General features: G+C 63.9%; 31 protein-coding genes. 12 read left to right on the plus strand and 19 right to left on the minus strand.

The features are described from left to right. The first annotated feature begins 50 nt into the window (after positions 1–50). On the plus strand, positions 51–686 hold the full coding sequence (locus ABLE85_RS20965) for an alpha-ketoglutarate-dependent dioxygenase AlkB (protein ID WP_348794653.1): 636 nt from the start codon (positions 51–53) through the stop codon (positions 684–686). A 50-nt stretch (positions 687–736) separates the two neighbouring features. Then, a complete protein-coding gene (locus ABLE85_RS20970; protein ID WP_348794654.1) occupies positions 737–1,945 on the plus strand; it encodes a glycosyltransferase family 87 protein in 1,209 nt (402 codons plus the stop codon). Positions 1,946–1,952: 7 nt separating this feature from the next. Here the strand turns inward: ABLE85_RS20970 and coaA are convergent, their stop codons facing one another. From coaA to hisB, 8 genes are read right to left on the minus strand one after another with little or no spacing between them, the layout of a single operon-like run. After that, positions 1,953–2,912 carry a type I pantothenate kinase gene (coaA, locus tag ABLE85_RS20975; RefSeq protein ID WP_348794655.1) on the minus strand — a complete coding sequence of 320 codons (960 nt, stop codon included), beginning with the start codon at positions 2,910–2,912 and terminating at the stop codon, positions 1,953–1,955. A 20-nt stretch (positions 2,913–2,932) separates the two neighbouring features. Continuing rightward, positions 2,933–3,256, minus strand: coding sequence for a phosphoribosyl-ATP diphosphatase (locus ABLE85_RS20980; RefSeq protein WP_348794656.1), 324 nt, complete (start codon positions 3,254–3,256; stop codon positions 2,933–2,935). Positions 3,257–3,284: 28 nt separating this feature from the next. Beyond that, positions 3,285–4,070, minus strand: a complete 786-nt coding sequence (hisF, locus tag ABLE85_RS20985) for an imidazole glycerol phosphate synthase subunit HisF (protein ID WP_348794657.1) — start codon at positions 4,068–4,070, stop codon at positions 3,285–3,287. Then, the gene (hisA, locus tag ABLE85_RS20990; protein ID WP_348794658.1) at positions 4,067–4,831 is read right to left on the minus strand and encodes a 1-(5-phosphoribosyl)-5-[(5-phosphoribosylamino)methylideneamino]imidazole-4-carboxamide isomerase; all 765 of its coding nucleotides are present in this window, start codon (positions 4,829–4,831) and stop codon (positions 4,067–4,069) included. The genes hisF and hisA overlap by 4 nt, the downstream gene beginning before the upstream one ends. A 4-nt stretch (positions 4,832–4,835) precedes the next feature. Further along, positions 4,836–5,126 carry a DUF1330 domain-containing protein gene (locus ABLE85_RS20995; protein WP_348794659.1) on the minus strand — a complete coding sequence of 97 codons (291 nt, stop codon included), beginning with the start codon at positions 5,124–5,126 and terminating at the stop codon, positions 4,836–4,838. After that, entirely contained in the window at positions 5,123–5,773 is a 651-nt protein-coding gene (hisH, locus tag ABLE85_RS21000) for an imidazole glycerol phosphate synthase subunit HisH (RefSeq protein WP_348794660.1), read from the minus strand. Before hisH ends, ABLE85_RS20995 begins: the two co-directional genes overlap by 4 nt. A 2-nt stretch (positions 5,774–5,775) precedes the next feature. Next, positions 5,776–6,267: a DUF2628 domain-containing protein gene (locus tag ABLE85_RS21005; RefSeq protein ID WP_348794661.1), complete on the minus strand. Its 492-nt coding sequence runs from the start codon at positions 6,265–6,267 to the stop codon at positions 5,776–5,778. Positions 6,268–6,272: 5 nt separating this feature from the next. After that, positions 6,273–6,872 carry an imidazoleglycerol-phosphate dehydratase HisB gene (hisB, locus tag ABLE85_RS21010; RefSeq protein WP_348794662.1) on the minus strand — a complete coding sequence of 200 codons (600 nt, stop codon included), beginning with the start codon at positions 6,870–6,872 and terminating at the stop codon, positions 6,273–6,275. 197 nt (positions 6,873–7,069) lie between these two features. Here hisB and hslV point away from each other — a divergent pair, with 197 nt between their 5' ends. From hslV to ABLE85_RS21035, 5 genes are all read left to right on the plus strand, one after another. Beyond that, the gene (hslV, locus tag ABLE85_RS21015; RefSeq protein WP_348794663.1) at positions 7,070–7,618 is read left to right on the plus strand and encodes an ATP-dependent protease subunit HslV; all 549 of its coding nucleotides are present in this window, start codon (positions 7,070–7,072) and stop codon (positions 7,616–7,618) included. Continuing rightward, positions 7,608–8,129, plus strand: a complete 522-nt coding sequence (locus ABLE85_RS21020; RefSeq protein ID WP_348794664.1) for a GNAT family N-acetyltransferase — start codon at positions 7,608–7,610, stop codon at positions 8,127–8,129. Before hslV ends, ABLE85_RS21020 begins: the two co-directional genes overlap by 11 nt. Further along, positions 8,126–8,725 (plus strand): DUF2585 domain-containing protein, encoded by a 600-nt coding sequence (locus ABLE85_RS21025; protein WP_348794665.1) that lies wholly within the window; start codon positions 8,126–8,128, stop codon positions 8,723–8,725. The genes ABLE85_RS21020 and ABLE85_RS21025 overlap by 4 nt, the downstream gene beginning before the upstream one ends. Before the next feature lie 6 nt (positions 8,726–8,731). Then, positions 8,732–10,042, plus strand: a complete 1,311-nt coding sequence (gene hslU, locus ABLE85_RS21030) for an ATP-dependent protease ATPase subunit HslU (protein WP_348794666.1) — start codon at positions 8,732–8,734, stop codon at positions 10,040–10,042. A 123-nt stretch (positions 10,043–10,165) separates the two neighbouring features. Further along, complete coding sequence (locus tag ABLE85_RS21035; protein WP_348794667.1) at positions 10,166–11,125, plus strand: DUF1402 family protein; 960 nt, start codon at positions 10,166–10,168, stop codon at positions 11,123–11,125. 73 nt (positions 11,126–11,198) lie between these two features. Here ABLE85_RS21035 and ABLE85_RS21040 read toward each other — a convergent pair whose 3' ends face one another. The 5 genes from ABLE85_RS21040 to ABLE85_RS21060 form a co-directional block, all read right to left on the minus strand. Continuing rightward, positions 11,199–11,588, minus strand: a complete 390-nt coding sequence (locus ABLE85_RS21040) for a DUF4440 domain-containing protein (protein ID WP_348794668.1) — start codon at positions 11,586–11,588, stop codon at positions 11,199–11,201. A gap of 155 nt (positions 11,589–11,743) precedes the next feature. Beyond that, entirely contained in the window at positions 11,744–12,106 is a 363-nt protein-coding gene (locus ABLE85_RS21045; RefSeq protein WP_348794669.1) for a helix-turn-helix transcriptional regulator, read from the minus strand. Next, positions 12,103–12,645 carry a Smr/MutS family protein gene (locus ABLE85_RS21050; RefSeq protein WP_348794670.1) on the minus strand — a complete coding sequence of 181 codons (543 nt, stop codon included), beginning with the start codon at positions 12,643–12,645 and terminating at the stop codon, positions 12,103–12,105. The genes ABLE85_RS21045 and ABLE85_RS21050 overlap by 4 nt, the downstream gene beginning before the upstream one ends. After that, a complete protein-coding gene (locus ABLE85_RS21055) occupies positions 12,642–13,739 on the minus strand; it encodes a murein transglycosylase A (protein ID WP_348794671.1) in 1,098 nt (365 codons plus the stop codon). Before ABLE85_RS21055 ends, ABLE85_RS21050 begins: the two co-directional genes overlap by 4 nt. Positions 13,740–13,761: 22 nt before the next feature. Continuing rightward, positions 13,762–14,466 (minus strand): Tim44/TimA family putative adaptor protein, encoded by a 705-nt coding sequence (locus ABLE85_RS21060; protein ID WP_348794672.1) that lies wholly within the window; start codon positions 14,464–14,466, stop codon positions 13,762–13,764. Positions 14,467–14,662: 196 nt separating this feature from the next. Between ABLE85_RS21060 and ABLE85_RS21065 the strand changes: the two genes are divergently transcribed. Together ABLE85_RS21065 and secB are read left to right on the plus strand one after the other, a co-directional pair. Next, the gene (locus ABLE85_RS21065) at positions 14,663–15,151 is read left to right on the plus strand and encodes an FxsA family protein (RefSeq protein WP_348794673.1); all 489 of its coding nucleotides are present in this window, start codon (positions 14,663–14,665) and stop codon (positions 15,149–15,151) included. 113 nt (positions 15,152–15,264) lie between these two features. Next, on the plus strand, positions 15,265–15,759 hold the full coding sequence (gene secB, locus ABLE85_RS21070; RefSeq protein WP_348794674.1) for a protein-export chaperone SecB: 495 nt from the start codon (positions 15,265–15,267) through the stop codon (positions 15,757–15,759). Positions 15,760–15,875: 116 nt separating this feature from the next. Here the strand turns inward: secB and dnaQ are convergent, their stop codons facing one another. The 5 genes from dnaQ to ABLE85_RS21095 all read right to left on the minus strand — a co-directional run bounded on the left by dnaQ (position 15,876) and on the right by ABLE85_RS21095 (position 19,766). Continuing rightward, on the minus strand, positions 15,876–16,610 hold the full coding sequence (gene dnaQ / locus ABLE85_RS21075) for a DNA polymerase III subunit epsilon (protein WP_348794675.1): 735 nt from the start codon (positions 16,608–16,610) through the stop codon (positions 15,876–15,878). 178 nt (positions 16,611–16,788) lie between these two features. Then, complete coding sequence (coaE, locus tag ABLE85_RS21080; protein WP_348794676.1) at positions 16,789–17,379, minus strand: dephospho-CoA kinase; 591 nt, start codon at positions 17,377–17,379, stop codon at positions 16,789–16,791. After that, on the minus strand, positions 17,376–18,218 hold the full coding sequence (locus ABLE85_RS21085; protein ID WP_348794677.1) for a shikimate dehydrogenase: 843 nt from the start codon (positions 18,216–18,218) through the stop codon (positions 17,376–17,378). Before ABLE85_RS21085 ends, coaE begins: the two co-directional genes overlap by 4 nt. Next, on the minus strand, positions 18,211–18,810 hold the full coding sequence (locus tag ABLE85_RS21090; protein ID WP_348794678.1) for a Maf-like protein: 600 nt from the start codon (positions 18,808–18,810) through the stop codon (positions 18,211–18,213). The genes ABLE85_RS21085 and ABLE85_RS21090 overlap by 8 nt, the downstream gene beginning before the upstream one ends. Before the next feature lie 134 nt (positions 18,811–18,944). Further along, on the minus strand, positions 18,945–19,766 hold the full coding sequence (locus ABLE85_RS21095; RefSeq protein WP_348794679.1) for a pyruvate, water dikinase regulatory protein: 822 nt from the start codon (positions 19,764–19,766) through the stop codon (positions 18,945–18,947). Positions 19,767–20,164: 398 nt separating this feature from the next. Between ABLE85_RS21095 and hemE the strand changes: the two genes are divergently transcribed. From hemE to rho, 3 genes are all read left to right on the plus strand, one after another. Continuing rightward, a complete protein-coding gene (hemE, locus tag ABLE85_RS21100; RefSeq protein WP_348794680.1) occupies positions 20,165–21,199 on the plus strand; it encodes a uroporphyrinogen decarboxylase in 1,035 nt (344 codons plus the stop codon). Beyond that, positions 21,196–21,735 (plus strand): protoporphyrinogen oxidase HemJ, encoded by a 540-nt coding sequence (hemJ, locus tag ABLE85_RS21105; protein ID WP_348794681.1) that lies wholly within the window; start codon positions 21,196–21,198, stop codon positions 21,733–21,735. Before hemE ends, hemJ begins: the two co-directional genes overlap by 4 nt. 165 nt (positions 21,736–21,900) lie before the next feature. Beyond that, positions 21,901–23,166, plus strand: a complete 1,266-nt coding sequence (gene rho, locus ABLE85_RS21110) for a transcription termination factor Rho (protein WP_348794682.1) — start codon at positions 21,901–21,903, stop codon at positions 23,164–23,166. A 95-nt stretch (positions 23,167–23,261) separates the two neighbouring features. On the opposite strand, the gene ABLE85_RS21115 is transcribed toward rho, so the two are convergent. After that, positions 23,262–25,280: a thioredoxin domain-containing protein gene (locus tag ABLE85_RS21115; RefSeq protein ID WP_348794683.1), complete on the minus strand. Its 2,019-nt coding sequence runs from the start codon at positions 25,278–25,280 to the stop codon at positions 23,262–23,264. Positions 25,281–25,342 lie beyond the last annotated feature (62 nt).

Below are 25,342 nucleotides of genomic sequence, written 5' to 3' on the forward strand. Positions count from 1 at the left end.
TTGCGCAGGATCGCGGCCTATCATCCTTCGGGAACCGGATCGGAAAGACCATGCAAGTCCTGCCGAAAGGCGCCAGGCACATTCCGGGCTATCTCGACCGCGCCGCGCAGGAGGCGCTGGTGGAAGATATCCGCGCCGTTGTGCAGGCAGCTCCGCTCTACGTGCCGACCATGCCCGGCACCGGCAAGGAAATGAGCGTGCGCATGACCAATTGCGGCTCGCTCGGCTGGGTGACGGACCGCGAGCGCGGCTACCGTTACCAGCCGACGCACCCGGGGACCGGCCTCCCCTGGCCGCCGATCCCCGAGGCGCTGCTAAAAATCTGGCGCGAGGTGTCGGACTATCCGCACCCGCCGGAAGCCTGCCTGGTCAATTTCTATACCGAAGCCGCGAAAATGGGCCTGCACCAGGACCGCGACGAGGCCGCTCTCGACGCGCCCGTGGTCTCGGTCTCGCTCGGCGACAGCTGCCTCTTCCGAGTCGGCGAAACGAGCCGCAGCGGGCCGACGGTCTCGATCCGGCTGGACAGCGGCGATGTCGTCATCCTCGGCGGCGAAGGCCGGCTGTGCTTCCACGGCGTCGATCGCATCTATCCGGCCACCTCGACGCTGCTGAAGAACGGCGGCCGGATCAATCTGACGCTGCGGCGGGTGACGAAACCATCGCCGCCAAGGCACATAAGGTGATCTTAACCCGTTTCGCCTATTAAGGACCGGTCCAAGATTGAGGGCCTGTCATGCAGCCATCCCGGACCGAACTCTTTCAGCGCTTCGACGTCCGCTTTGCGGCGTCCGTACTGATCGCTGGCCTCCTTATCGCCACATGGTACCATTCCCTGCTTTGGACCCTGGACGACCGGGGCTTCTCGCTCCTGTCCAAGCGCCTGCCGTACTGGGATTTCACCAATCTGTGGGCCGGCTCGCGCATGGCTCTCGACGGCCATGTCGCCGATCTGTTCGACGTCGAAACCTATCGGGCGGCGTTGCGGAGCATGTTCTCGCCCGATCTGCCGGATCAGGAATGGAGCTATCCGCCCAGCATCATTCTGCTTGGCGCGCCGCTTGCCGCCCTGCCGATCCTTCCCGCCTATCTCGTCTGGACATTCGGCACGGTTTTCTGCCTGTGGCTGGCGACAAGGCCGCTGAAGCTCGGGCCGGCGGCGGAACTGGCTATCATCCTCAGCCCCGCCGTGTTCATGAATGCGGTTTTCGGCCAGAACGGAGCGCTGACGACCGCGCTGCTGGTCGGCGGCCTTGCGGTTGCGCCCAGGCGCCCGCTCCTGGCAGGCGTGCTGTTCGGCCTGCTGACCATCAAGCCGCATCTCGGCCTCCTCGTTCCGTTCTGCCTTGTCGCCAGCGGTAACTGGCGGACCGTTTGGGCGGCCGCGGCAAGCGCCACTGTGCTAGCCGTTGCCACGGGCTTGCTGTTCGGTTTCGAGGTATGGCCGCACTTCTTCAAGGAAACCCGCGCGCTCATGACCGCCATCATGGAGGCGCCCTTCCCTCAGCCCTACCATTCGAACGCGATGACCGTGTTTTTCCTGGCGCGCGCTCGCGGCTTCGGCCTGGGGGTCTCCTATGGCCTTCAGGCCATCTCGACCGTGACCGCTATCGCCGCCGCGGTGTGGCTTTGGCTGCCCCAGCGCCGGGCGGAACATCGCGAAAGGGTCGTGATCACCGCCCTGCTCGCAATTCTCGCCACGCCCTATGGCTACACCTACGACACGATCTGCGTCGCGATAGCAGCGGTATTTCTGTTCGTGACCGCGCCAAAGGCGCCGGCCATCGTCCTCGCCTGCTTCTGGTTCTACGCGTTGGTTGCCCATGTCTTCAACAACAGCGGGCTGGGCATCGGCGTGTTCGTGCCTGCCACCCTGGCGGTCTGGATGCTGGTTTCGATCCGGCAGCGCGAGCGGCGGGAGCTTTTCGCCCCCACGCGGGCATAGGAACGCCCTACAGCTTTCTCAGAGCCACTTCCACGACGCGGTGATCCGGCCCCTTGCGCAGGATGAGATCGGCACGCGGGCGCGTGGGCAGGATGTTTTCGCGCAGGTTCTTCAGGTTGATGTTGCTCCACAGCCCTTCGGCGATGGCGCGGGCGGCGTCTTCCGACAGTTGCGAGTAGCGGTGGAAGAAGGATTCCGGGTTGCGGAAGGCCGTTTCCCGCAGCCGCATGAAGCGCTTGATGTACCAGGAATGGATCTGCTCTTCCTCGGCGTCGATATAGATCGAGAAGTCGAAGAAATCCGACAGGAAGGGCACGAACTTGCCGTCCTTGGGCAGGTCGCGCGGCTGCAGCACGTTGAGCCCCTCGAAGATGAGGATGTCGGGCCGGTCGACAGTGACGAACTCGCCCGGCATCACGTCATAGGTCAGGTGCGAATAGAGCGGTGCGCGCACATTGGGCTCGCCCGACTTGATCGCCGACAGGAAGCGCAAAAGCGCGCCGACGTCGTAGCTGTCGGGAAAGCCCTTGCGCTCCATCAGGTTCTCGCGCCGCAACACCTCGTTGGGCAGCAGAAAACCGTCGGTGGTAACCAGATCGACCTTGGGGGTGGAGGGCCAGCGCGCCAGAAGCTCCTTCAGCACACGCGCCGTGGTCGACTTGCCCACCGCCACCGAGCCGGCCATGCCGATGATGTAGGGGGTCTTGGCGACTTCATCGGAGCCGAAGAAGGCCTTGCGCTGGCGATAGAGAAGCTGGCTAGCCTCGACATGCGCCGACAAAAGCCGCGACAGCGACAGATAAATGCAGCGCACCTCGTCGAGGTCGATCGGGTCGTAGAGCGAACTCAGCCGCTGGACTTCGTCTTCCGTCAGCGTCAGCGGCGTGTCGGCCCGAAATTCCGCCCACCGCTCCGCCGTGAAAAATCGATAGGGAGAGTATTTTACGGTCGGAGCGAGTTGATCCATCGCTTACCCCTCGTCCACGATCAGCCCTGGCTGCGTGATGCCTTCTCGGCAATGCCAGATTGGGCCGTTCGCCGTTCGAGCTCATCAAGCACATCCGACAAGGACACGCCCGCGACCGCCAGAACGACGAGCCAATGATAAAGAAGATCGGCGCTTTCGGAAACGAGCTCCTTGGCATCGCCCTTGACCGCGGCGATGACGGTTTCCACCGCCTCCTCGCCCAGCTTCTTGGCCGCCCGCTCCATGCCGGACGCATAAAGCTTCGCGGTCCAGGAATTGGCATCGCCCGAGCGGGCCCGTTCGGAAACGATGCGTTCGAGATCGTTCAGGGAAAAACCGGTCATTCGCGTACTTCGCGTCTCGGCGTAAAAATCAGGCGGCACTGTCGAGCCGCATCGGCAAACCTGCTTTTGCCATGTAGGCCTTGGCCTGCGCAATGGTGTAGGTGCCAAAATGGAAGATCGAGGCGGCCAGAACCGCGCTGGCATGGCCGTCGCGGATGCCTTCGACCAGATGGTCCAGCGTACCGACGCCGCCCGAGGCGATGACCGGCGCGCGCACCGCGTCAGCGATTGCGCGGGTCAGCGCAATGTCGTAGCCGGCCTTGGTGCCGTCGCGGTCCATCGAGGTGAGCAGGATTTCGCCCGCGCCGAGATCGACGACCTTCCGGGCGAACTCGATCGCGTCGATGCCGGTCTTTTCGCGGCCGCCATGGGTGAATATCTCCCAGCGGTCCGCCTCGCCCGGCGCCGACACTTTCTTCGCGTCGATGGCGACGACAATGCACTGGTTGCCGAACTTGTCGGCGGCCTCGGCGATGAAATCCGGGTTCTTCACCGCCGCCGTGTTGATCGACACCTTGTCGGCGCCGGCCAGCAGAAGCTTGCGGATATCGGTAACCTGGCGCACGCCTCCGCCCACCGTCAGCGGCATGAAGCACTGCTCGGCCGTGCGGGCAACGACGTCGAAAATGGTCTCGCGATTGTCCGACGAAGCGGTGATGTCGAGGAAGCACAGCTCGTCGGCACCGGCGGCGTCATAGGCCTTGGCCGCCTCGACCGGATCGCCGGCATCGATCAGGTCGACGAAGTTGACGCCCTTGACGACGCGGCCGTCCTTGACGTCCAGACAGGGAATTACGCGGGCTTTGAGGGTCATGGACGGTCCTCGAACAATGCAGGTTCGGGCTTCAATTCGCCGCGCAGGATGGCCAGCGCTTCGGCGGGATCGATACGCCCGTCATATAGTGCGCGGCCGGAAATGGCGCCCTCAAGCTTCTTCGCATCGGGCATGGTCATGCGCACGATGTCGGCGATGGAGGCCAGGCCGCCCGATGCGATGACCGGGATGGACACCGCCTCGGCAAGGTTGATGGTGGAGTTCCAGTTGATGCCGGCCAGCACGCCGTCGCGGTCGATGTCGGTGTAGATGATGGCCGCGACGCCCGCGCCCTCGAATTTCTTCGCCAGCTCGATGACGCCGAGGCTCGAAGCTTCCGCCCAGCCTTCGACCGCGACCTTGCCGCCCTTGGCGTCGATGCCGACGGCGACCTTGCCGGGGAAGAGCCGGCAGGCTTCCTTGACTAGCTCAGGATCGCGCACCGCGACCGTGCCGAGGATGACGCGCGCCAGCCCCTTCTCCAGCCAGCTTTCGATGTGGGCGAGCGTGCGGATGCCGCCACCGAGCTGCAGCGGATTCTTCGTCGCCTTCAGGATCGCCTCGACCGCCGCGCCATTGACGCTCTCACCGGCAAAGGCGCCGTTGAGATCGACCACATGCAGCCAGTCAAAACCCTGGTCCTCGAAGGCGCGCGCCTGCGCGGCGGGATCGGTGTTGTAGACGGTCGCCTGCTCCATGTCGCCGAGTTTTAGGCGCACGCACTGGCCGTCCTTGAGGTCGATGGCCGGGAAAAGAATCATTGGGCTAAACCCCTTCGACGATGGAAAAATGCGCAGTCGAGGCGGCAAGCCGGTACTTCAGCGCTTCCTGATATTCGGGTGAATTGTAGCAGGCCAGCGCCTGCTCGTAGCTTTCGAACTCGATGATGACGTGGCGCTGGCCGGTCGGCCCCTCGGGGTCGTCATGCCGGCCGCCGCGCGCGAGAAAACGCGCGCCATATTTCTCGAAGGCCACCGCATTGGCCGCGACATAGCGCGGATAGACCTCCGGGTCGGTGATATCGACCATCGCGATCCAGTAGCCCTTCCTGCTCATGGCTTCCACCTCAGGAAGTTGGCGATGAGAGCAAGGCCCAGCGTCTGGCTCTTTTCGGGATGGAACTGGGTGCCGGCGACATTGTCCTTGGCCACCGCCGCGGTGATCGGGCCGCCATAGTCGGCCTCGGCCAAAACGTCCTGCGGATTGGTCGCAGCAAGATGATAGGAGTGCACGAAATAGGCGTGCAGACCGCCCTCGCCCGTGTGGATTCCTTCGAACAGCGGGTGCGAATGTTTCACGTGAATCGTGTTCCAGCCGATCTGCGGGATTTTCAGCGCAGGGTCGGCCGGCTGCATTTCCTTGACGTCTCCGGCAATCCAGCCGAGGCCATGCGTGATCGTCTTCTCAAGACCGCGCTCGGACATGAGCTGCATGCCGACGCAGATGCCGAGGAACGGCCTGCCGTTCCTGACTGCAACCTCTTCGATGGCCTCGACCATGCCCGGCACGGCATCGAGGCCGGCGCGGCAGTCGGCGTAGGCGCCCACGCCCGGCAGCACGATGCGGTCGGCGGTGCGGACCCGTTCGGCATCGGCGGTCAGCTCGATTTCGGCGCCGACCCCGCTTTCACGCGACGCGCGCTCGAACGCCTTGGTGGCCGAGCGCAGATTGCCCGAGCCGTAGTCGATGATGGCGACGCGCATGTTCAGGCCTTCCCTGGGTAGTGAAACAGACCGAGCGCCGGGCCCTGCTGCCTGGCGGATGCGGCCGCGTGCGGCCGGTGCGGCTTGTCGGCGAGCGGCGGAACGTCGTCGTCCTCGCCGGCTGCTCCGACCTCGGCCAGATAACGGATTTCAGCGTCGCGTACATTACGGGCCTCGACTGCGCCCCATTCGCGCCAGCCGCGCCGACGCAAAGCGGCAAGGCGAAGGGCCGGTCCCTCGATGCCGACATAGATGGAAAGCAGCACCGACAGCAACGAGCTTGTCACCTCATAGCCGGCACTCTCCGCAAGCGCGGTCAATGCCAGCGCGACTGCAAACACCAGCGCGGCCTCGATCCAGAGCCGATGCCACAAAAGCCAGAACGGCGGCACGAGGAACGCGAGCAGCGCAAAGCCGTCACGCACCAGAACGGCCTGCTCCGGTGCGGCGGCCTTGCTTCCGAGCGGCGGCTCCATCGCCACATACATGGCCATCGGCGTCAGCCTTTCAGCGAACCCTTGGTTGAGGGGACCGCGTCCGGCTGGCGCGGATCGGTTTCGAGCGCCATGCGCAGCGCGCGTGCCACCGCCTTGAAGCAGGTCTCGGCGATGTGGTGGTTGTTGGCGCCGTAATGATTGGTCACGTGCAAGGTGATGCCGGCATTCTGCGCGAAGGCCTGGAAGAACTCGCGCACCAGTTCGGTGTCGAAGGTGCCGATCTTGGGCGCGGAGAAAGCCACATTCCACACCAGGAACGGCCGGCCTGACACGTCGATGGCCGCACGCGTCAGCGTCTCGTCCATGGCGAGGTCGATCGAGCTGTAGCGCATGATGCCGCGCCGGTCGCCCAGCGCCTTGGCCAGCGCCTGGCCGAGCGCGATGCCGGTATCCTCCACCGTGTGGTGGTCGTCGATGTGCAGGTCGCCCTTGGCGCGCACCTTCATGTCGATCAGCGAATGCCGCGACAGCTGGTCGAGCATATGATCGAAGAAACCGACGCCGGTCGATATATCGGACCGGCCCGCGCCATCGACATCGATGGAAACGGCGATTTCGGTTTCCTTGGTCTTGCGGCTGACTTCGGCGGAGCGAGCGCTCATCGAGCTGTTCCTTGTAGTATCTGAAAACGCGAGCCTTCTAACAGCATGGCTCCGCGATTTCCAGTTGGCACGACTGCGCCAAACGTGCGCCTGCGCTACGCCCTTTGCAATCGGCCGGCCTCAACATACATATGTGCGCGATATTACTCGTACCGCGCCGATTGCCTTCCAGGGATGGCGCGAAATCGGAGCCATTTATGTCCAAAGAATTGACCATGCACGCCACCACGATCGTGACCGTGCGCAAGGGCGGCAAGGTGGTGATCGCCGGCGACGGCCAGGTGAGCCTCGGCCAGACCATCATGAAGGGCAACGCGCGAAAAGTCCGCCGCCTCGGCAAGGGCAATGTGATCGCGGGCTTTGCCGGCGCCACGGCCGACGCCTTCACCCTGCTCGAACGCCTCGAAACCAAGCTCGAGCAATATCCCGACCAGCTGCTGCGCGCCTGCGTCGAGCTCGCCAAGGACTGGCGCACCGACCGCTATCTGCGCCGGCTGGAAGCGATGATGCTGGTGGCCGACAAGAACGTGTCGCTGGCGCTGACCGGCAATGGCGACGTGCTGGAGCCAGAACACGGCGTGATGGCCATCGGCTCCGGCGGCAACTATGCGCTGGCCGCCGCACGCGCGCTGATGGACACCGACAAGAGCGCCGAAGAGATCGCCCGCAAGGCGATGGAGATCGCGGCCGACATCTGCGTCTACACCAACCACAACTTCGTCGTCGAAACGCTGGATGCCGCCTAAGGTGCCGGCCGAGTACAGCTTCCGTCCGCTGACGGGCAACGACATGCCCCTCCTCGCCCGCTGGCTCGCCGAGCCGCACATGGCGGCATGGTGGGGAGACGCGGCGTCGGCGCTCGAAGAGATCCGCGGGCACATTGACAGCATTTCCGTCGAGCCGTTCATCGTCGAGCTCGACGGAAAGCCGATCGGCTACATCCAGAGCTACGACCCGCATTTGGAAGACGAAAACCCCTACCAGGACCAGCCCACCGGCACGCTCGGCATCGACCAGTTCATCGGCGTGCCGGAGCTGATCGGAAAGGGCCACGGCACGGGGCTGATCGGCGCGTTCGTGGAGATGCTGTTCGAGGAAGGCGCGCCACGTGTGATCACCGATCCCCATCCGGCCAACGCCGCCGCCATCCGAGCCTATGAGAAGGTCGGCTTCCAGCCGATCGGGCGCCGGCAGACCGAGCAAGGCGAGGTCCTGCTGATGGCGATCGACAATGACGAGGGGGAAGACGAAGCATGAGTGCCTCGGGCGTCAGGGAAAAAACCTCGCATTGGCGGGTTTCGTGGCCGACCGGCGTGGCCATCGCGGCCGGACTGATCGCCACGCAGGCGGTGATCCTCTATCTGATGGGGCGCATACCGATCTGCGAATGCGGATATGTGAAGCTCTGGCACGGCGTAGTCCAAAGCTCGGAGAATTCGCAGCACATCGCCGACTGGTACACCTTCTCGCACATCATCCACGGCTTCCTGTTCTACATGTTCGCGTGGCTGGTGCTGCCCGGCAGGTCCATCTGGCTGCGGCTGGCGCTGGCGATCTTCGTGGAGGGCGCCTGGGAGATCCTCGAAAACAGCGATTTCATCATCAACCGCTACCGGGAAGAGACCATTTCGTTCGACTATTTCGGCGACAGCATCGTCAATTCGGTGTCCGACACGCTGGCGATGGTGCTGGGCTTTGTGATGGCCTCGCGGCTACCTATATGGGTGATCGTGGCCCTCGCCCTCGTCTTCGAAATCGGCGTCGGCTACCTTATCCGGGACAATCTGACACTCAACGTGATCATGCTGCTGCATCCGTTCGAGTTCATCAAGCAGTGGCAAAGTGGGTTGTAGTAGATCATGAGCACATTTTCCCCCCGCGAAATCGTTTCCGAACTCGACCGCTACATCATCGGCCAGAAGGAGGCCAAGCGTGCCGTGGCGATTGCCCTGCGCAACCGCTGGCGCCGCCAGCAGCTCGACGGCCAGATGCGCGAAGAGGTGATGCCCAAGAACATCCTGATGATCGGACCCACCGGCGTCGGTAAGACCGAGATCTCGCGCCGGCTAGCCAGGCTCGCGGGCGCGCCCTTCATCAAGGTCGAGGCCACCAAGTTCACCGAAGTCGGCTATGTCGGCCGCGACGTCGAGCAGATCGTGCGTGATCTGGTCGAGGCGGCAATCGGCCTGGTGCGGGAGAAGATGCGCGAAGACGTCAAGGCGCGTGCCCATCTGAACGCCGAGGAGCGCGTTCTGGAAGCCCTGGTCGGCAAGACCGCCAGCCCGGCCACCCGCGACTCCTTCCGCAAGAAGCTGCGCGACGGCGAGCTCGACGACAAGGAGATCGAGATCGAGGTTGCCGACACCGGCAACCCGATCGGCGGCTTCGAGATTCCGGGCATGCCCGGTGCCAATATCGGCGTTATGAACATCGGCGACATGTTGTCGAAGGCGATGGGCGGCAACCGCACCAAGACGCGCAAGACGACGGTCAAGGAATCCTATGCACTCTTGATCAACGACGAGTCCGACAAGCTGCTCGACCAGGACGAGGTCGTCCAGCGGGCGCTGGCCGCAACCCAGGACGACGGCATCGTCTTCCTCGACGAGATCGACAAGATCGCGGCGCGCGAAGGCGGCGTGGGCGCAGGCGTCTCCCGCGAGGGCGTTCAGCGCGACCTGCTGCCGCTGGTCGAGGGCACGACGGTGGCGACCAAATACGGGCCGGTGAAGACGGACCACATCCTGTTCATCGCCTCGGGTGCGTTCCACGTGGCCAAGCCCTCGGACCTCTTGCCGGAGCTGCAGGGCCGCCTGCCGATCCGCGTCGAGCTGCGGGCGCTGAACAAGGACGACTTCAAGCGCATCCTGACCGAGACGGAAGCGAGCCTCATCAAGCAGTACATCGCGCTGATGGAGACCGAAGGCGTCAAGCTGGAATTCTCCGACGACGCGATCGACGCCCTGGCCGGCATCGCGGTGGAGCTGAACGCCAGCGTCGAGAACATCGGCGCGCGCCGGCTGCAGACGGTGATGGAACGCGTGCTCGACGAAATCTCCTATGACGCGCCCGACCGTTTCGGCACCTCCGTGACGATCGACGCGGCCTATGTCGAGAAGCATGTCGGCGACCTTTCGCGCAATACCGACCTGTCGCGCTTCATCCTCTAGCAAGCACGCCGCCGCAGGCGGTACGAAGGGCGAACCGCCGCACCGTCAAGAAAAGCGCTCGACTCGCTCGGGCGCTTTTCCTAATTTGCGCGCCTTGTGGCTTTCAGAAACGTCCCGGCGCGCATGAAAAAATCTTCCCTCCTGGCTTTGGTGCTCGCTCTAGCATGCGGCGTCCCCCCCGCATCCGCCCAGACCGTCGTCCCGCCTGGGAACCGCAACGCCGAGCAGCCGGAGGTGCCGGGCGCGTCGTCCAAGCGCACCAAGGCCGGCAAAACCAGCTTCGACGCCAAATATCGCAAGATCTACGCGCTCCTGAAGAGCGACGAGGGCCTGCGGGCCAAGATCCGCGAGGCCGCCACCGCCTACGAGATCGACCCCATCCATATCGTCGGCGCCCTGGTGGGCGAGCACACCTACAATGTCGACGCCTATGACCGGCTGCAGACCTATTACGTGAAGGCCGCTTCCTATCTGCTGAGCGGCCTGAGCTTCCGCTACAATGGCGAGGACGTCACCGATTTCGTGCAGCGGCCGGAGTTTTCGGCCTGCGCGGACAAGACCGACAGCAACGAGCTGTGGACCTGCCGTGAGACGGTGTGGGACCAGCAGTTCCGGGGCAAGACGGTCGGCGGCACCAGCTTCCCCGACAACCGCTTCAGCGCCACCTACTTCCAGCCGCTCTATGCCGGCCAGACCTTCGGCATCGGCCAGCTCAACCCGCTGACCGCGCTCAAGGCGAGTGACCTCGTCCACCGCGTCTCCGGCCTGCCCAAGCTCGATGCCGGCCGGCCCAACCAGATCTATGAAACGATCATGGACCCGGACCTGACCATCCCTTACGTGGCCGCGACCATCCGGGCGTCCATCGAGGCCTACCGCGACATTGCCGGCTTCGACATCTCCCACAATCCCGGACTGACTGCCACGCTCTACAATGTCGGCAATCCGGAAGCTCGCGCGCATGCGCTGAAGGCCGAGAACCAGCAGCGGCAGGGCGAAGGCCTGGAGGAAAGGCTGCCGCAGGAGAACTATTACGGCTGGCTGGTCAACGACAAGCTGGCCGAACTACAGGCGCTATTTTAAAACAGCGCTATCCTTCCTCTGATGTGGAGTTCAGCCCCATGTCGGAGAGGCAAAAGGGCGTTGAGTAACTAAGTCAAGCAGGTGGCTTGGTTAAGGTGCCTTGATGAAACACCATCTGCCATCGAGTTCCAGTGCGCTTCCAAATGGAGCTCCGCAGAGCATGCCACTCCCGCCCCTGACGTTCCTTCCGCCTGGTGCGGTAGGTGAGCAGAACCGCGTCGACTGAGATAGGGGTCAAGGAATAGTCGAAAGCGCTGAGTTCGCTATCATCACTGCAGTCTTGCTCTTGGGCGAGCAGATCGATGACTTCATCTCGCCGATACACCGCCCCTGAACTTCCGAACTCCACAAACCCTTCCGCAAGAAGCTCCTGGACCGCCTCTCTCGAGCACCGAACCTCTGGTCGGTGCAGCGCCTCTTCGAGCGCGCGAATTTGGTCAATCTCAACCGTGAGCCGGGTCATTCCTTGCGGTGCCTACCTGAGCCTAGAGTATGACGCCCAACAAGCGTACGGCGCGACTGGCTGGAATGCAAACTGGCCTCGCCACACACCCGGTCGGTGCGGCGATCCATTCCTTGAATTTCCCATGGGGAGTTGGACCGGATAAAACCGCCCGGTCAGCGCCGGCGTGCCTTTTCCACCTGCGCTATGAGGCTGCGAAGGTCGTCCTCATCAAGCCGGCCGATGCTCTCGGCCAGTAGGTTGGCGAGTTCGGTCGCCGTCGGCGACAGCTCGGAAGTGTCGATCACCACGCGCGGATGCGAGCTTTGGGCGAGTCGCAGCAGCTCCTCCGCATCGTCCCAGATCACGTTGAAATAGCCGATGATCTTCTGGATCAACGCCCAGGTCGGTGCGCCGCGCTTGCCGTGCTCCAGCGCCGACAGATAGGCCGCGCTGACGCCGATGGCCGCAGCCATGTCCTTCTGGCTGACACCCCGCTCGCGCCGCAGCGCCTGCAGTTTCTGGCCGAGCGGGGTCACGGTCGCGGCGCCGGGTGGCGGCGCAGCCTGATATAGAGCGCGCCGGCGCCGCCATGGTTGCGGGCGGCGTGGTCGTGGCTGCTGACCAGAATGCGGAACGGCGGCGTCGCCAACCAGCCCGGCACGGCGCGCCGCAGAACCCCCTCGCCGCCCGAGGACGAGCCCTTGCCGGTGATCACCAGCACATAGCGCACGCCTCCGGCATAGGCCCGGCTGAGGAAGGACAGGAGCAGCGAATAGGCCTCCTCCTGCGTCAGGCCGTGCAGGTCGACGCGGCCCTCGATGGGGAGCCGGCCCTTGGCGAGCTTCTCATGCGTGGGCGCGTCGAAGGAGTGGGTGACGGACTGGCGGGGCTTGGCCGGTGCGGGCGCCGGCTTGGCGGCAGGCTTCTCCGTGGCCATGGCCTGTTCCATGGTCATCGCCGGCTCCGGCGGCACCTCCACGGCGTTGCGGCCCTTCAAGGGCCTCGCCGTGCGCGCGACCAGGTTCCACAAGATGCGGTCCTCGTCGCTCAGCGGCTTGCCGGGCAAGCCGCTCACGACACCGCTCCAATGGCAAGCGCACGCGGAACGAGGGCGAAGAAGTCGGCCGGGTTGCGGACCACTCCGGCGATCTCGCCCGCGGCGAAGCCGGACCCGGCAAACAGGTCGCCGCGCGCCGGCCCGGTGATCGCCGAGCCCGTGTCCTGCGCGATCATCAGCCGCCGGAACGGCGCGCCGTCGAAAGCGGTCAGCGTCGGCGCGTCGATGAAGAAGGGCGTGCCGAAAGTGTGCAGCAGCCGGTCGACCGCCATGGAACGCCCGGGCGTAAGCGGCACCTTGGCGGCCGCGATGGGGCCCAGTTCCGGCTCCTCGACAGCCGCCTCGCGGAAGAAGATGTAGGAGCGATTGCGCCACAGGATCTCGTTCACGCGCTGCGGATTGGCTTTGAACCAGGCGCGGATCGACTGCATGGTGACCTTTTCCAGTGGTATTTCGCCCAGTTCGGCGAGAACCCCGCCCGGACCTGTGAAACGCTGGCCCGATTTCGCCGCATAGGTAACGCGCCGCTGCGATCCGTCGGTCATGATGAGACGGGCCGCGCCCTGCACATGCACGAAGAAGGCATCGACCGGATCGGCCAGCCAGGCGATCTCCAGCCCCTGCCCCACCAGTGCCCCCTGCTCGATCGCCTGCCTGTCGAAACATTCGACGAGGCCTTCGGGCGTGCTCCGCGCAAAGGCGAGATAGGAATCCATGCCGGGCGGGCGGCTGGCGTCGTCAACATCGACCAGATCGGCGGGCCGCGCCAGCAGCGGCACGGAAAAGCGGTCGGTCCGAACAGGAGAAGCCTCGACCTCCGGCTCGTAGAAGCCGGTGACGAAACCGGCGGGCCTGTCGTCGGGAACTATGCGCGCCGGCACGAAATGGCGTTCGAAGAACGCTCTGGCGTCCTGGCTCTCGGAAGGCCGCGCATCGGCATAGGCATCGGAAAAGGCGGCAAACTCGATGCCGAGCGCCCCGGTGCGATAAGGCTTGGTCAGGACATGAAAGGCCGAGCGGCGGAAGGCCGCATAGGCGCCGCCATGATCGTCCCGGCTCCAGCCGGGTACATCCTCGAACGAGACGATCTGAAAAACAGGCGACAGCGCCACCAACCCGGCCCCCGCCCGGAAATTATTCTTCTTCTTCGGTCGCGACGAGCTTCCAGTTGGGATCGCGCGACCGCGTGTCGCGGGCGAAGGTCCACACGTCCTTGACCTCGGCCACCGTCTCGGGATCGCCGTCGATCACCTCGCCGGCCTTGTCGCGCGTGGCCGAGATCAACTCGCTCACGATACGCAGCGTGACGTGGGCCTCGCCGCCCTTCATCTCGGCCGACGTGATGTCGGCCTTGTCGATGCCGACGAAGGAGGACTGGATCTTCTCGGACCGTGCTTCGCGTTCCGAGATCGCCGCGACGAAGCCGTCATAGACCTCGCGCGACAGCAGGTTCTTCAGCGTTTTGCGGTCGCCGTCGGCATAGGCCATGACGATCATCTCGTAGGCCATCTTGGCGCCGTCGACGAAACCCTTGGGATCGAAGGACGGATCGGCGTCCCTGATCGCGCGCAGGCCCTTGTTGAGTTCGGTGTCCGGCTGGGCGACAGCGTCGATTGCCGCATAGACCTCGTCATTGTCGGCCGAAACGCGCTTGCGCGGCAGCGAAACGACATTTTCCGACTTCGCCGCGGCGTCCTTGTCGCCGGTACGGCTGGCCGTATAGGGGTCGTAGGGCGGACGCTCATTGCCTGTCCGGCGACCGAGCACATTGCGCAGCTGGAAAAAGATCACGACGGCCGCGATCAGGAAGAACAATGTGCCGAAGTCAAAGAATTCCATATCTTTCGCCATCTATCCCGTGTCTTCGGCCACATCGAACAGCGCAAAGGTCTGTTGTGCCGCATTCCGCACGTCATCCAATGCATATAGAACGCATGCCGCCTTCATTCAAATCATAGGCATGCATACCTATCTAACGCATAATGTGCCAGCATGGGTTCTGGGCATTTTGTCGTAACCAAAACTGGACGGGTCCGTGCGCGTCTCCTTCATCCCCCTCTTCCTGCTCCTGCTTCCCCTGATCGAGATCGCCGGGTTCGTCATTGTCGGCCGCCAGATCGGCGTTTTCCCGACGCTGGCGCTGACGGTCGCTACCAGCATCGCCGGGGGAATGCTGCTGCGCCATCAGGGCTTCGGCGTCATGGCCCGCATCCGCAACGAGGTGGCGGCCGGCCACGATCCGAGCCGCGAACTCGCGCATGGCGTGATGATCCTGCTTGCCGGCCTGTTGCTGGTCATCCCCGGCTTCTTCACCGACATCATCGGCATCCTGCTGTTCCTGCCCCCGGTGCGCGACCTGGGCTGGAATTTCCTGCGCCGGCGCGTAGACTTCACGGTCGACTACAGCTCCATGGGCGGTTTCGGCCGTCAGCGCGGCCGCGGCAAGACCATCGATCTCGACGAAGCCGACTATTCCAAGGAGCCGAATCCGCACTCGCCCTGGCGGCGGATCGGTGACGAATGAGGGAGCGGCAGGCAGGCGAAGGCGAAACCTTGTCTTGACATAAACGCCATGCTAGCCAACGCTCGTTTCCAATCCGGGCCGCCGGGCGGCTGAACCTAAAGAGGACATGGCTCATGGCCAACAACGAGAACCAGCCGGTGGGCAACGGAAATGCCGCAGGCGTGAATCCGACGCTCAACGTGCTCGCGCAGTATGTGAAGGACCTGTCGTTCGAAAGCCCCGGCGCCCCCAATTCGCTGCGCGGCCGCGACAAGGCCCCTGGCATCAACATCAATGTCAACGTCAACGCCAATCCGCTGTCGGACACGGAATTCGACGTCAACCTGACGCTCTCGGCCAAGGCAGCTTTCGACAAGGACGTGCTGTTCAACGTCGAGCTGGTCTATGGCGGCGTCTTCAGGATCGAAGGCTTCCCGCAGGAGCACATGCTGCCGCTGCTCTTCATCGAGTGCCCGCGCCTGCTGTTCCCCTTCGCACGCCAGATCATCGCCGACGCCACGCGCAATGGCGGCTTCCCGCCGCTGATGCTCGACCCGATCGACTTCGCGCAGATGTTCCAGCAGAAGATCGCCGAAGACCAGGCTGCCGCCAAGGTTCAGGTCAGCTAAGACAAGGCGCCATCGCTTTCGCAAGAAACCCGGCCTCGTGCCGGGTTTTTTCGTTCGAGCCGGGTCAGGCTGCGGTTCCTGCAAAAATTAGGTCGGGATCGTCCCGATCAACCGGATTATCCGAGCGCTGCTTCCTGGTTTTCGCCTGGATTGTAGAGCTTGCGCCAGATCGCGTTCTCGCCGAGACCCTCCACCAGCCGCGCATGGGCAGCGCGCTCTGTCTCGCTCAGGCGCGAAGCCAGCGGCTCCGGCCGCGGTGAAACCGCAAACTCGGCTTGCGTGCCTGCAGCCGTCTCGGCCGATCCACGTTCGGTGTTTGCCTCAAGGATGAGGGCGGCCTGCTTGCCGCCGATCAGCTCGATATAGACCTCGGCCAGAAGCTGGGAGTCGAGCAGCGCGCCGTGGAAGGTGCGGTGGCTGTTGTTGATGCCATAGCGCCGGCACAGCGCGTCGAGCGAGTTCGGGCCCATCGGGTGCTTGCGCCGGGCCAGGACGAGGGAGTCGATTACCAGTTCGTCGTCGACGGCCGGCTGGCCGAGACGCGCCAGCTCGGCGTTGATAAAGCCCATGTCGAAGCTGGCATTATGGGCGATCAGCTTGGCGCCCTCGATAAAGGCTAGGAATTTTTCGGCGATTTCCGGAAATGTCGGCTCGTTGGCAAGGCGCTCGTTGCTGATGCCATGCACGGCCAGCGCTTCGGGATGAACCTGCCTGCCCTGCGGGTTGATGAAGACATGGAAAGTCTGGCCAGTCGTGAAGCGGTTGACCAACTCGACCGCGCCGATCTCGATGATGCGGTCCTCGCGGGAATCGAGACCTGTCGTTTCCGTATCGAAAATGATCTCGCGCAACGAATCACTCCTTGCAGCGGCGCATGCCGGATCATACGCACATCGCCGCCGTGTTTTGGGGGTTTGCGGCGTTTCCCCTGGAAACCAGTCCTTGTTATCCGGAACGGCGCGCTCTGCCGAGCAAAATATTCGCCCCGACACCCTGCGAGACACGGGCATCGAGAGACTTGACCCGGTCCTACGCCTTTTCTCCGGCGAGGGCGGCCACGACCTGCCGCACCGCGAGCCTCGTTTGGTCCAATTCCTGTCCGGTGTTGATGACGAAATCGGCTTGCCGGCGCTTCTCGGCGTCGGGAACCTGCCGCGCGAGGATGCTGGCGAGCTTTTCCTCGGTCATACCCGGCCGGCGCAGCACCCGTTTGCGCTGCTCATCGGCCGGGGCACTCACCACCACCACCTTGTCGACACGGTCGCGGCCGCCAGTTTCGAACAGCAGCGGAATGTCGAGCACCGCCAGTTGCGCGCCGGCGGCGCGATGGCGGGCCAGGAAGGCGTCGGCGTCGGCGCGCACCAGCGGATGGATGATGGATTCCAGCCTCTTCATCGCTTCGGCGTTGCCGAGCACCTTGCCGGCAAGCGCCGTGCGGTCGACCACCCCATCGTGCACCGTGCCCGGAAATGCCGCCTCTACAAGGGAAGCCGCCGCGCCGGCATAGAGGCGATGCACGGCCTCGTCGGAATCGTGCACCGGCACACCGGCCTCGGCGAACATCTTCGCCGCCGTGGACTTGCCCATGCCTATCGATCCGGTCAGCCCGAGCACGATCATCTGGCGGCACCCAGGTCGGCCACGATCATTTCGCGCAGTTCGCGCGTGACTTCTGGCTTGACGCCGAACCAGCGCTCGAAGCCCAGAACCGCCTGGTGCAGCAGCATGCCCAGGCCGTCGACGGTCTTCAGCCCGCGCGCCCTGGCCGCCGCCAGCAGCGGCGTTTCCAGCGGCACATAGACGATGTCGGTAACCACGGCGCGGTCGGGCAACGCCGACGGATCGACCGGAAGCTCCTCGTTGCCATGCATGCCGACCGAGGTCGTGTTGATGAGAAGCCCGGTCTCAGGCAGGAACTCGCCGGTCGCTGCCAAGGGATGCGCCGAAACGCCGGCGCCGAAGCTGGCGGCCAGCTCCTCGGCGCGCGCAACCGTGCGGTTTACGATGCGGATGTCGCGGATGCTGCGTTGCTTCAGCGCGTGCACGATCGCCCGCGCCGCACCGCCCGCGCCCAGCACCAGCGCCGTGTCCGTCTTGTCCCAGCCCGGCGCATATTCGTCGAGATTGGCTGCAAAGCCGTAGGCGTCGGTGTTGCCGCCCCACAACTGGCCGTCCTCGTACCACAGCGTGTTGACCGCGCCGATGGCCTCGGCCGCCGCGTCGCGGCGGTCGACGAGGCGAAACGCGGCCTCCTTGTGCGGGATGGTGACGTTGCCGCCCGCAAATCCTTCGGCCTCGAGCCTTTTCAAGAAGGCGGAAAAATCTTCGGGCGCGACGTCGATGGCCGTGTAGCTGCCTTCGATGCCATAGTGCTTCAGCCAGAAGCCATGGATCTTCGGCGAGCGCGAATGGGCGATGGGGTGGCCGCAGACGAAGGCCTTCTTTGACGCCTCAGCCATCGATTGCTCCGAGCTTGCGCAGTTCCTCGAGCAGCGGCAGCAACGGCAGCCCGACAATGGTGAAATAGTCGCCTTCGATCTTCTCGAAAAGCTGGATGCCTTCGCCCTCGACCTGATAGGCGCCGACGCTCGACAGTGCCTTGTCGCCGACCTTGGCGAGATGCCGGCCGATGAAGCCCGGGTCGAGCTTGCGCATGGTCAACTGCGCAACGGGCACGGCGCTCCACAGCAGCTTGCCGTCGCGCACCAGCACCACGGCGCTGTTGAGCTGATGCGTCCGGCCCGACAGATCGAGCAGATGCCGCCGCGCGCCTTCCTTGTCGGCCGGCTTGTGGAAGATGCGGTCGTCCAGCGACAAAGTCTGGTCGCAGCCGATCACCAGCGCGCCGGGGTGCTTTTCGCTGACATGCATCGCCTTGGCTTCGGCCAGGATCAAGGCCACCTCTTCCGGCGTCACACCGCTGTTTTCCAACGGCGCCTCAAGCGCCCGCTCGTCCACGTCGGCAGGCACTGCCGTGAAGTCCACGCCCGCATTCGCCAGAAGCGCCTTTCGAAACGGGCTGCCCGACGCCAGTATGATCTTTTCCGCCATGCGATCCTCCTCTTGGTGACCGATTGCCCCGCCCCGGAGCACGATCCCGGAAGGCGTTCCGCTTGCCGGACAAGATCATGCGTCAAAACAAGAATTTAGAGCATGATGCCGGTTCAAGCGAGAGGCGCCTCGCTCTAACGTGTCCGGCTGCGCAGGGCAACGATCGCGGCAGCCGTTTCCTCGATGGAACGGCGGCTGACGTCGATCATCGGCCAGTTGTGGCGGGTGCAAATCTGCCTGGCATAAGCCAGTTCCTCGTTGATCGTCGCGCGGTCGATATAACTCTGCGCGTCGAAGCCAGCGGTGGTGCCCAGAAGCCGGTTCTGCCGCACCTGGGAGATGCGTTCGGCGGTGGCGATCAGCCCCACGATGAGCGGCCGGCGGGCGCCGGCCAGGCTCTCCGGCAGCGGCACGCCGAGCACGATCGGCACGTTGGCGGTCTTGATGCCGCGATTGGCCAGATAGATGCTGGTCGGCGTCTTGGATGTGCGAGATATGCCGATCAGCACGATGTCGGCGTCCTCGATGTCGCCGGGAAGCTGGCCGTCGTCATGCTCCATGGTGAAGTTGAGCGCATCGATGCGCCGAAAATATTCGGCGTCGAGCACGTGCTGGGCGCCGACGCGCCGGCCGGCCGGCGTGCCGAGATAGGACTGGAACACCGAAAGTACTGGCTCCAGCACCGAGACGTAGGGCAGGCCCATGGCGGCGCAGCGGCTGTCGATCATGCGGGCGAGGTTCTGATCCACCACCGTATAGAGCACGATGCCCGGCTCGTCCTCGATGTCCTCGAACACCTTCATCAACTGCTTCTCGGTGCGGATCAGCGGATAGATGTGCTCGATCGCCCGAGCGTCCTTGTATTGCGCGGAAGCCGCGCGCCCCGCGGCCAGCAGCGTCTCGCCGGTGGCGTCCGAAATCAGGTGGAGATGGAAGAAGCTTTGCGGTTTGTTCACAGGGGTCGCCCGGGGTCTGTGGTCAAATGTGGATAAGAGGGGCTTTCGCGGCCCCCTGTTGGTTCCGACTGTATCAGATAGCCACTTGTCCACAATTCACCCCGCTGTCAGTTCTGAATCCGCGCCGGGGATGGAAATGGGGATAAGTCGGGCCGCCGTTTCGCAGTCACCAATCGGTCGCACATTAGCGACTCCGCAAGCCCTTGTAATCCCGTACTGAATCCGGATAATCCCCAGACTTGTCCAATCCACACCGACGAAAGCGCGACAATATGCTTTCTGGTAGCCGAAGCGGCCGCGTGGATAAGTGGCAATTCTCGATTCCAACAGAGTCTAAGAATCAGAAGACTCTTTTCATAGAAATTATATTTTTAAATAGAACCGGAGGATGACGCTTCATGACGGCAAGACGCGCCATGCTGGATGTCCTGAAGGGCGAACCGGTCTTTCCCCCGCCGCTCTGGATGATGCGCCAGGCAGGCCGCTACCTTCCGGAGTATCGTGCAACGCGCAAGAAGGCCGGAAGTTTCCTCGACCTTTGCTACAACCCCGATTTTGCCGTTGAAGTGACGCTGCAGCCGATCCGGCGCTTCGGCTTCGACGCGTCGATCCTGTTCTCCGACATTCTGGTCGTCCCCCATGCGCTCGGCCGCGACCTGCGCTTTGAGGAGGGCCGTGGCCCACTCATGACACCGATGAGCGCTGCCGACATCGACAGGCTCGACGGCTCGAATTTCCACCAGCATCTGGCGCCGGTCTATGCGACGGTGAGACGGCTGCGCGCGGAGCTGCCCCAGGAAACGACCCTGATCGGCTTCTGCGGCGCGCCCTGGACGCTGGCGACCTATATGATTGCCGGCCACGGCACCCCCGACCAGGCGCCAGCACGGCTGTTCGCCTTCCGGCACCCGGAGGCGATGGAACGGCTGCTGGCAGTGCTGGTGGACTATTCAGCTCAATATCTCATTCGCCAGATCGAGGCGGGGGCTGACGTCGTCCAGATTTTCGATTCCTGGGCGGGTATCCTCGACGAGGCCACTTTCGAGGCGCTGTGCGTGAAGCCGGTGGCCGAGATCGTGCGACGGGTTCATGCAACTCACCCCGGCGTGCCCGTCATCGCCTTTCCGCGCGCCGCTGGCAGCCGTTACAGCACCTATCGTGCCAAGACGGGTGTGACGGGCCTCGGCCTCGACTGGACGGTTCCGCTGGCGCAGGCGCGCGAATTGCAGGCCGGCGGCGCCGTGCAGGGCAATCTCGATCCGCTGCGGCTGGTCGCCGGCGGCCGCGCACTCAGTGAAGGCGTCGGCGCCATTCTTGACGCGCTGGGCGCAGGGCCGCTGATATTCAACCTCGGCCACGGCATCACGCCGGATGCGCCGATCGAGCATGTCGAGGCGATGATCCGCCAGGTGAGGAGTTACACGGGACGATGAGCGCGACGAACACGCCTGAGACGAGCGGCGCCAAGGCCATGCAGCGCGCGGCGGCGGCAATCGGCATCCTTCTCGTCCTGACGGCGCTGCTGTTCTACTTCGCGCCCGAAAACCTCTATCTCTGGATCAAGGCGATCCATGTGATCGCGGTGATCTCCTGGATGGCAGGGATGCTCTATCTGCCGCGGCTGTTCGTCTACCATGCCGACGCCCAGCCGGGCTCGGTGCAGTCGGAAACCTTCAAGGTGATGGAGCGGCGCCTGCTGCGCGGCATCATCAACCCGGCCATGATCCTCACCTGGGTGTTCGGCCTGTGGCTCGCCTGGAAGGGATTCGGCTTTCACGGCGGCTGGCTGCACGCCAAGATCGCGCTGGTGGTACTGATGTCGGGCGTGCACGGCTATCTTTCCGCTTCGGTCCGCCGTTTTGCCGAGGACCGCAACGCCAAACCGGCGCGACATTGGCGGATCGTCAATGAGATCCCGACCGTTCTGATGATCGTCATCGTCATTCTGGTGGTTGTAAAACCGTTCTGAAGTCCTAAATCCGTATCAAAAGGTGCCTTGCCCTTTGTCTCGGGGGCGGATAAAAGACAGTTCTTCCTTCCCGCCCGCGCCTCCCTTTGCTGACACAGCGGTCGCGCTCGGCGCTCCATCGCATTCGTCGATATTTTCCCCCGATCCCCTATTCAGAGTCCGTCTATGCAGGAAATGAAGCTCCAGGAGTTCAAGAACAAGAAGCCGACCGATCTCGTTGCGTTTGCCGAATCGCTGGAGGTCGAGAACGCCAGCGTCATGCGCAAGCAGGAACTGATGTTCGCGATCCTGAAGAAGCTGGCCGCCCAAGACGTGGAGATCATCGGCGACGGCGTCGTCGAGGTGCTCCAGGACGGCTTCGGCTTCCTGCGCTCGGCCAACGCCAACTACCTGCCCGGCCCAGATGACATCTACATCTCGCCCTCGCAGATCCGTCGCTTCTCGTTGAAGACCGGCGACACGGTCGAGGGCCCGATCCGCAGCCCGAAGGAAGGGGAGCGCTATTTCGCCCTTCTCAAGGTCAACACCATCAATTTCGACGATCCGGAGAAGATCCGTCACAAGATCCACTTCGACAACCTGACCCCGCTCTATCCCAACGAGCGGATCAAGATGGAAGTCGACAACCCGACCACCAAGGACATCTCCCCGCGCGTCATCGACCTGGTGGCACCGCTCGGCAAGGGCCAGCGCGGCCTGATCGTGGCGCCGCCTCGCACCGGTAAGACGGTGCTCTTGCAGAACATCGCCCACTCGATCACCACCAACCATCCCGAATGCTATCTGATCGTACTTCTGATCGACGAGCGTCCGGAAGAAGTCACCGACATGCAGCGCTCGGTGAAGGGCGAGGTCGTGTCCTCGACCTTCGACGAACCGGCCGCCCGCCACGTGCAGGTCGCCGAAATGGTCATCGAGAAGGCCAAGCGCCTGGTTGAGCATGGCCGCGACGTGGTCATCCTGCTCGACTCCATCACGCGCCTCGGCCGCGCCTACAACACCGTCGTGCCGTCCTCCGGCAAGGTGCTGACCGGCGGTGTCGACGCCAACGCCCTGCAGCGCCCCAAGCGCTTCTTCGGCGCGGCGCGCAACATCGAGGAAGGCGGCTCGCTTACCATCATCGCCACCGCGCTGATCGACACCGGCAGCCGCATGGACGAGGTGATCTTCGAAGAGTTCAAGGGCACCGGCAACTCGGAAATCGTGCTCGACCGCAAGGTGGCCGACAAGCGCATCTTCCCGGCCATGGACATCCTCAAGTCCGGCACCCGAAAGGAAGACCTGCTGGTGCAGCGTCAGGATCTGCAGAAGATCTTCGTCCTGCGCCGCATCCTGGCGCCGATGGGAACCACCGACGCGATCGAGTTCCTCATCGACAAGCTCAAGCAGACCAAGACCAACGCCGATTTCTTCGATTCGATGAACACCTGATCGGCAGGGTAATGGCTCCGGGGTGGCCCGGAGCCAGGCCTCGACGGCGGTCCGGGACGGTGCGTTCCGGAAAGCCGACGGCTTTTTGGGCAGGCTCAGCGCCGCAGCGCGCGTTCCAGCTCCGCCGGATCGGAAATGACAGGCAGACACAGCGGGCCGGTGCAGAGATATGCGCCGGCCTGTTTCGTTGACGGATAGCTTTCACCCGGCAGGCTGGGCAGGTCGGTGGTTGCACCCAACGGAATCGCAATGTCGATTCGCCTGGGATCCGGGCATCGATTCGCCACCGGAACGAATCTCGGCGCGTCTGGATCGTCGACGATGACCAGCTTCATCGGCGCCAGCACCAGAGCGCAGGCGTTGACGATGCCGGCCTGGCCGTATTGCTGTCGACTGGCTCTGCCGGCGGCGTGTTCGGCAACGCGCCACGACTTCTCTTGAAGCGCGACCGAGCCGGTGACGCTCGCCAGCCTCGCCATTGCCTCTATGATCTGGCTGGTTGCCGAGGGGATCGCCTCGTCGACGTCGCCGCGGATGCGTATCGGCACGTCGGCGCTGTCGGAGGCGGTCAGGAAATAGCCGACGCCGTTGTCGTCCAGATACCAGCGGTCGAGCTCGGCCAGGAACCGCTCCGCTTGCTCGACATAGCTCTGCTTGCCGGTCGCTTCGTATAGGGCTATCGCCGCATTGATCATCGCAGCATAGTCGGACGAAAGCGCGGGATAGAGTGCGCGGCTGCCCAGAATGGAATGCGGCAGGCGACCATCCGCGTCCGCATGGGCAACGATAAAGGCAAATGCCGCCTCCCCGGCGGCGATCCAATCGGGCCGACCCAGCGAGCGGGCGGTCTCGGCCAGGGCGGTGATGAGCAGCCCGTTCCAGTCGGCCAGAACCTTGTCGTCGCGGCCGGGCCGGATGCGGCGTTCGCGCGCGGCGAGCAGGCGCTGCTTCAGCCGCGCGACTTCTTCGAGATGCTCGACCTCATGGCGCGCCTGCGCGGAAGTCTGGTGGATGATCGGCTTGCCTTCCCAATTGGCCGGGGCGGCCAGGCTGAAATTGTCGAAGAACGGCTTCGCGTCGCCGCCAAGGGCCGCCTCGATCTCATCCCTGCCCCAGGTGTAGAAGAGGCCTTCCTCGCCTTCGCTGTCGGCATCGAGGCTGGAGGCGAAGCCGCCGCCTTCTACGCGCATTTCGCGCAGGAGCCAGTCGATGGTCTCCTCGATTCGTATCCGGAACAATTCGTTTCCGGTCGCGGCGAAGACCCAGTTGGCCTGCCTCAGAAGCTGCGCATTGTCGTAGAGCATCTTCTCGAAATGCGGCACCAGCCACTCGGCGTCGGTGGAGTAGCGGGCGAGGCCGCCGCCCACATGATCATAGATGCCGCCGCACAGCATGTGTCCAAAACTTCCGGTAACGGCGTCGCGATGCGCGGTCGAACCGTTCTTCAGCCAATTGAGCCAAAGCGTCTGCATGAAAGGCGCATTTGGGAATTTCGGCGCGCCGCGTAAGCCTCCGGCGTCGTGGTCGATCATGCCGTAAACGCCGTCGGCGAGTGCGGTCAGCTGCGTCTCGCTGAGCTGCGCCGGCGCATGGCTGGCCGCCAGTCGCGCCGCGATGTGCGACTTCAACTGTTCGCCGCTTGCCGAGAGGCTCTCCCTCTTCTCCTGCCAGGCCTTGTTGACTGCCTCGAGCACCTGGATGAAACCGGGCCGGCCGTAGCGCGCCTCCTTCGGAAAATACGTGCCGCCCCAGAACGGCTTGGCGTCAGGAGTCAGGAATATTGTGAGCGGCCAACCGCCCTGCTCTCCCATCGCCGTCAACGCGGCCATGTAGATCTGGTCGATGTCCGGCCGCTCCTCGCGATCGACCTTGATATTGACGAACAGACGGTTCATGACGGCGGCGACATCTTCGCTTTCGAAGCTTTCATGCGCCATCACGTGGCACCAGTGGCAGGCGGCGTAGCCCACCGAAAGCAGGATCGGCTTCTGTTCCCGCTGGGCCTCGGCCAGGGAATCACGCGACCAGGCCCGCCAGTGGACAGGGTTGCCGCTGTGCTGGCGCAAATAGGGGCTGGTCTCGTCGGAAAGCAGATTTTCGGCCGGCAGCGTCAAGATGTGCAACTCACTCATACAAAGGACAGGCGAAAGCTTAGGGCGCATGGGGAAGGCGAGCA

The organism is Mesorhizobium sp. KR1-2 (genome assembly GCF_040045035.1).
Taxonomy (GTDB): Bacteria; Pseudomonadota; Alphaproteobacteria; order Rhizobiales; family Rhizobiaceae; genus Pseudaminobacter.

What these genes read in the sequence shown, in the direction of transcription:
- ABLE85_RS20965 (WP_348794653.1), top strand. Translation starts at nt 51, where the DNA reads ATGCAAGTCCTGCCGAAAGGCGCCAGGCACATTCCGGGCTATCTCGAC.
- ABLE85_RS20970 (WP_348794654.1), top strand. Translation starts at nt 737, where the DNA reads ATGCAGCCATCCCGGACCGAACTCTTTCAGCGCTTCGACGTCCGCTTT.
- coaA (WP_348794655.1), bottom strand. Translation starts at nt 2,912, where the DNA reads ATGGATCAACTCGCTCCGACCGTAAAATACTCTCCCTATCGATTTTTC.
- ABLE85_RS20980 (WP_348794656.1), bottom strand. Translation starts at nt 3,256, where the DNA reads ATGACCGGTTTTTCCCTGAACGATCTCGAACGCATCGTTTCCGAACGG.
- hisF (WP_348794657.1), bottom strand. Translation starts at nt 4,070, where the DNA reads ATGACCCTCAAAGCCCGCGTAATTCCCTGTCTGGACGTCAAGGACGGC.
- hisA (WP_348794658.1), bottom strand. Translation starts at nt 4,831, where the DNA reads ATGATTCTTTTCCCGGCCATCGACCTCAAGGACGGCCAGTGCGTGCGC.
- ABLE85_RS20995 (WP_348794659.1), bottom strand. Translation starts at nt 5,126, where the DNA reads ATGAGCAGGAAGGGCTACTGGATCGCGATGGTCGATATCACCGACCCG.
- hisH (WP_348794660.1), bottom strand. Translation starts at nt 5,773, where the DNA reads ATGCGCGTCGCCATCATCGACTACGGCTCGGGCAATCTGCGCTCGGCC.
- ABLE85_RS21005 (WP_348794661.1), bottom strand. Translation starts at nt 6,267, where the DNA reads ATGGCCATGTATGTGGCGATGGAGCCGCCGCTCGGAAGCAAGGCCGCC.
- hisB (WP_348794662.1), bottom strand. Translation starts at nt 6,872, where the DNA reads ATGAGCGCTCGCTCCGCCGAAGTCAGCCGCAAGACCAAGGAAACCGAA.
- hslV (WP_348794663.1), top strand. Translation starts at nt 7,070, where the DNA reads ATGTCCAAAGAATTGACCATGCACGCCACCACGATCGTGACCGTGCGC.
- ABLE85_RS21020 (WP_348794664.1), top strand. Translation starts at nt 7,608, where the DNA reads ATGCCGCCTAAGGTGCCGGCCGAGTACAGCTTCCGTCCGCTGACGGGC.
- ABLE85_RS21025 (WP_348794665.1), top strand. Translation starts at nt 8,126, where the DNA reads ATGAGTGCCTCGGGCGTCAGGGAAAAAACCTCGCATTGGCGGGTTTCG.
- hslU (WP_348794666.1), top strand. Translation starts at nt 8,732, where the DNA reads ATGAGCACATTTTCCCCCCGCGAAATCGTTTCCGAACTCGACCGCTAC.
- ABLE85_RS21035 (WP_348794667.1), top strand. Translation starts at nt 10,166, where the DNA reads ATGAAAAAATCTTCCCTCCTGGCTTTGGTGCTCGCTCTAGCATGCGGC.
- ABLE85_RS21040 (WP_348794668.1), bottom strand. Translation starts at nt 11,588, where the DNA reads ATGACCCGGCTCACGGTTGAGATTGACCAAATTCGCGCGCTCGAAGAG.
- ABLE85_RS21060 (WP_348794672.1), bottom strand. Translation starts at nt 14,466, where the DNA reads ATGGAATTCTTTGACTTCGGCACATTGTTCTTCCTGATCGCGGCCGTC.
- secB (WP_348794674.1), top strand. Translation starts at nt 15,265, where the DNA reads ATGGCCAACAACGAGAACCAGCCGGTGGGCAACGGAAATGCCGCAGGC.
- coaE (WP_348794676.1), bottom strand. Translation starts at nt 17,379, where the DNA reads ATGATCGTGCTCGGGCTGACCGGATCGATAGGCATGGGCAAGTCCACG.
- ABLE85_RS21085 (WP_348794677.1), bottom strand. Translation starts at nt 18,218, where the DNA reads ATGGCTGAGGCGTCAAAGAAGGCCTTCGTCTGCGGCCACCCCATCGCC.
- ABLE85_RS21090 (WP_348794678.1), bottom strand. Translation starts at nt 18,810, where the DNA reads ATGGCGGAAAAGATCATACTGGCGTCGGGCAGCCCGTTTCGAAAGGCG.
- hemE (WP_348794680.1), top strand. Translation starts at nt 20,165, where the DNA reads ATGACGGCAAGACGCGCCATGCTGGATGTCCTGAAGGGCGAACCGGTC.
- hemJ (WP_348794681.1), top strand. Translation starts at nt 21,196, where the DNA reads ATGAGCGCGACGAACACGCCTGAGACGAGCGGCGCCAAGGCCATGCAG.
- rho (WP_348794682.1), top strand. Translation starts at nt 21,901, where the DNA reads ATGCAGGAAATGAAGCTCCAGGAGTTCAAGAACAAGAAGCCGACCGAT.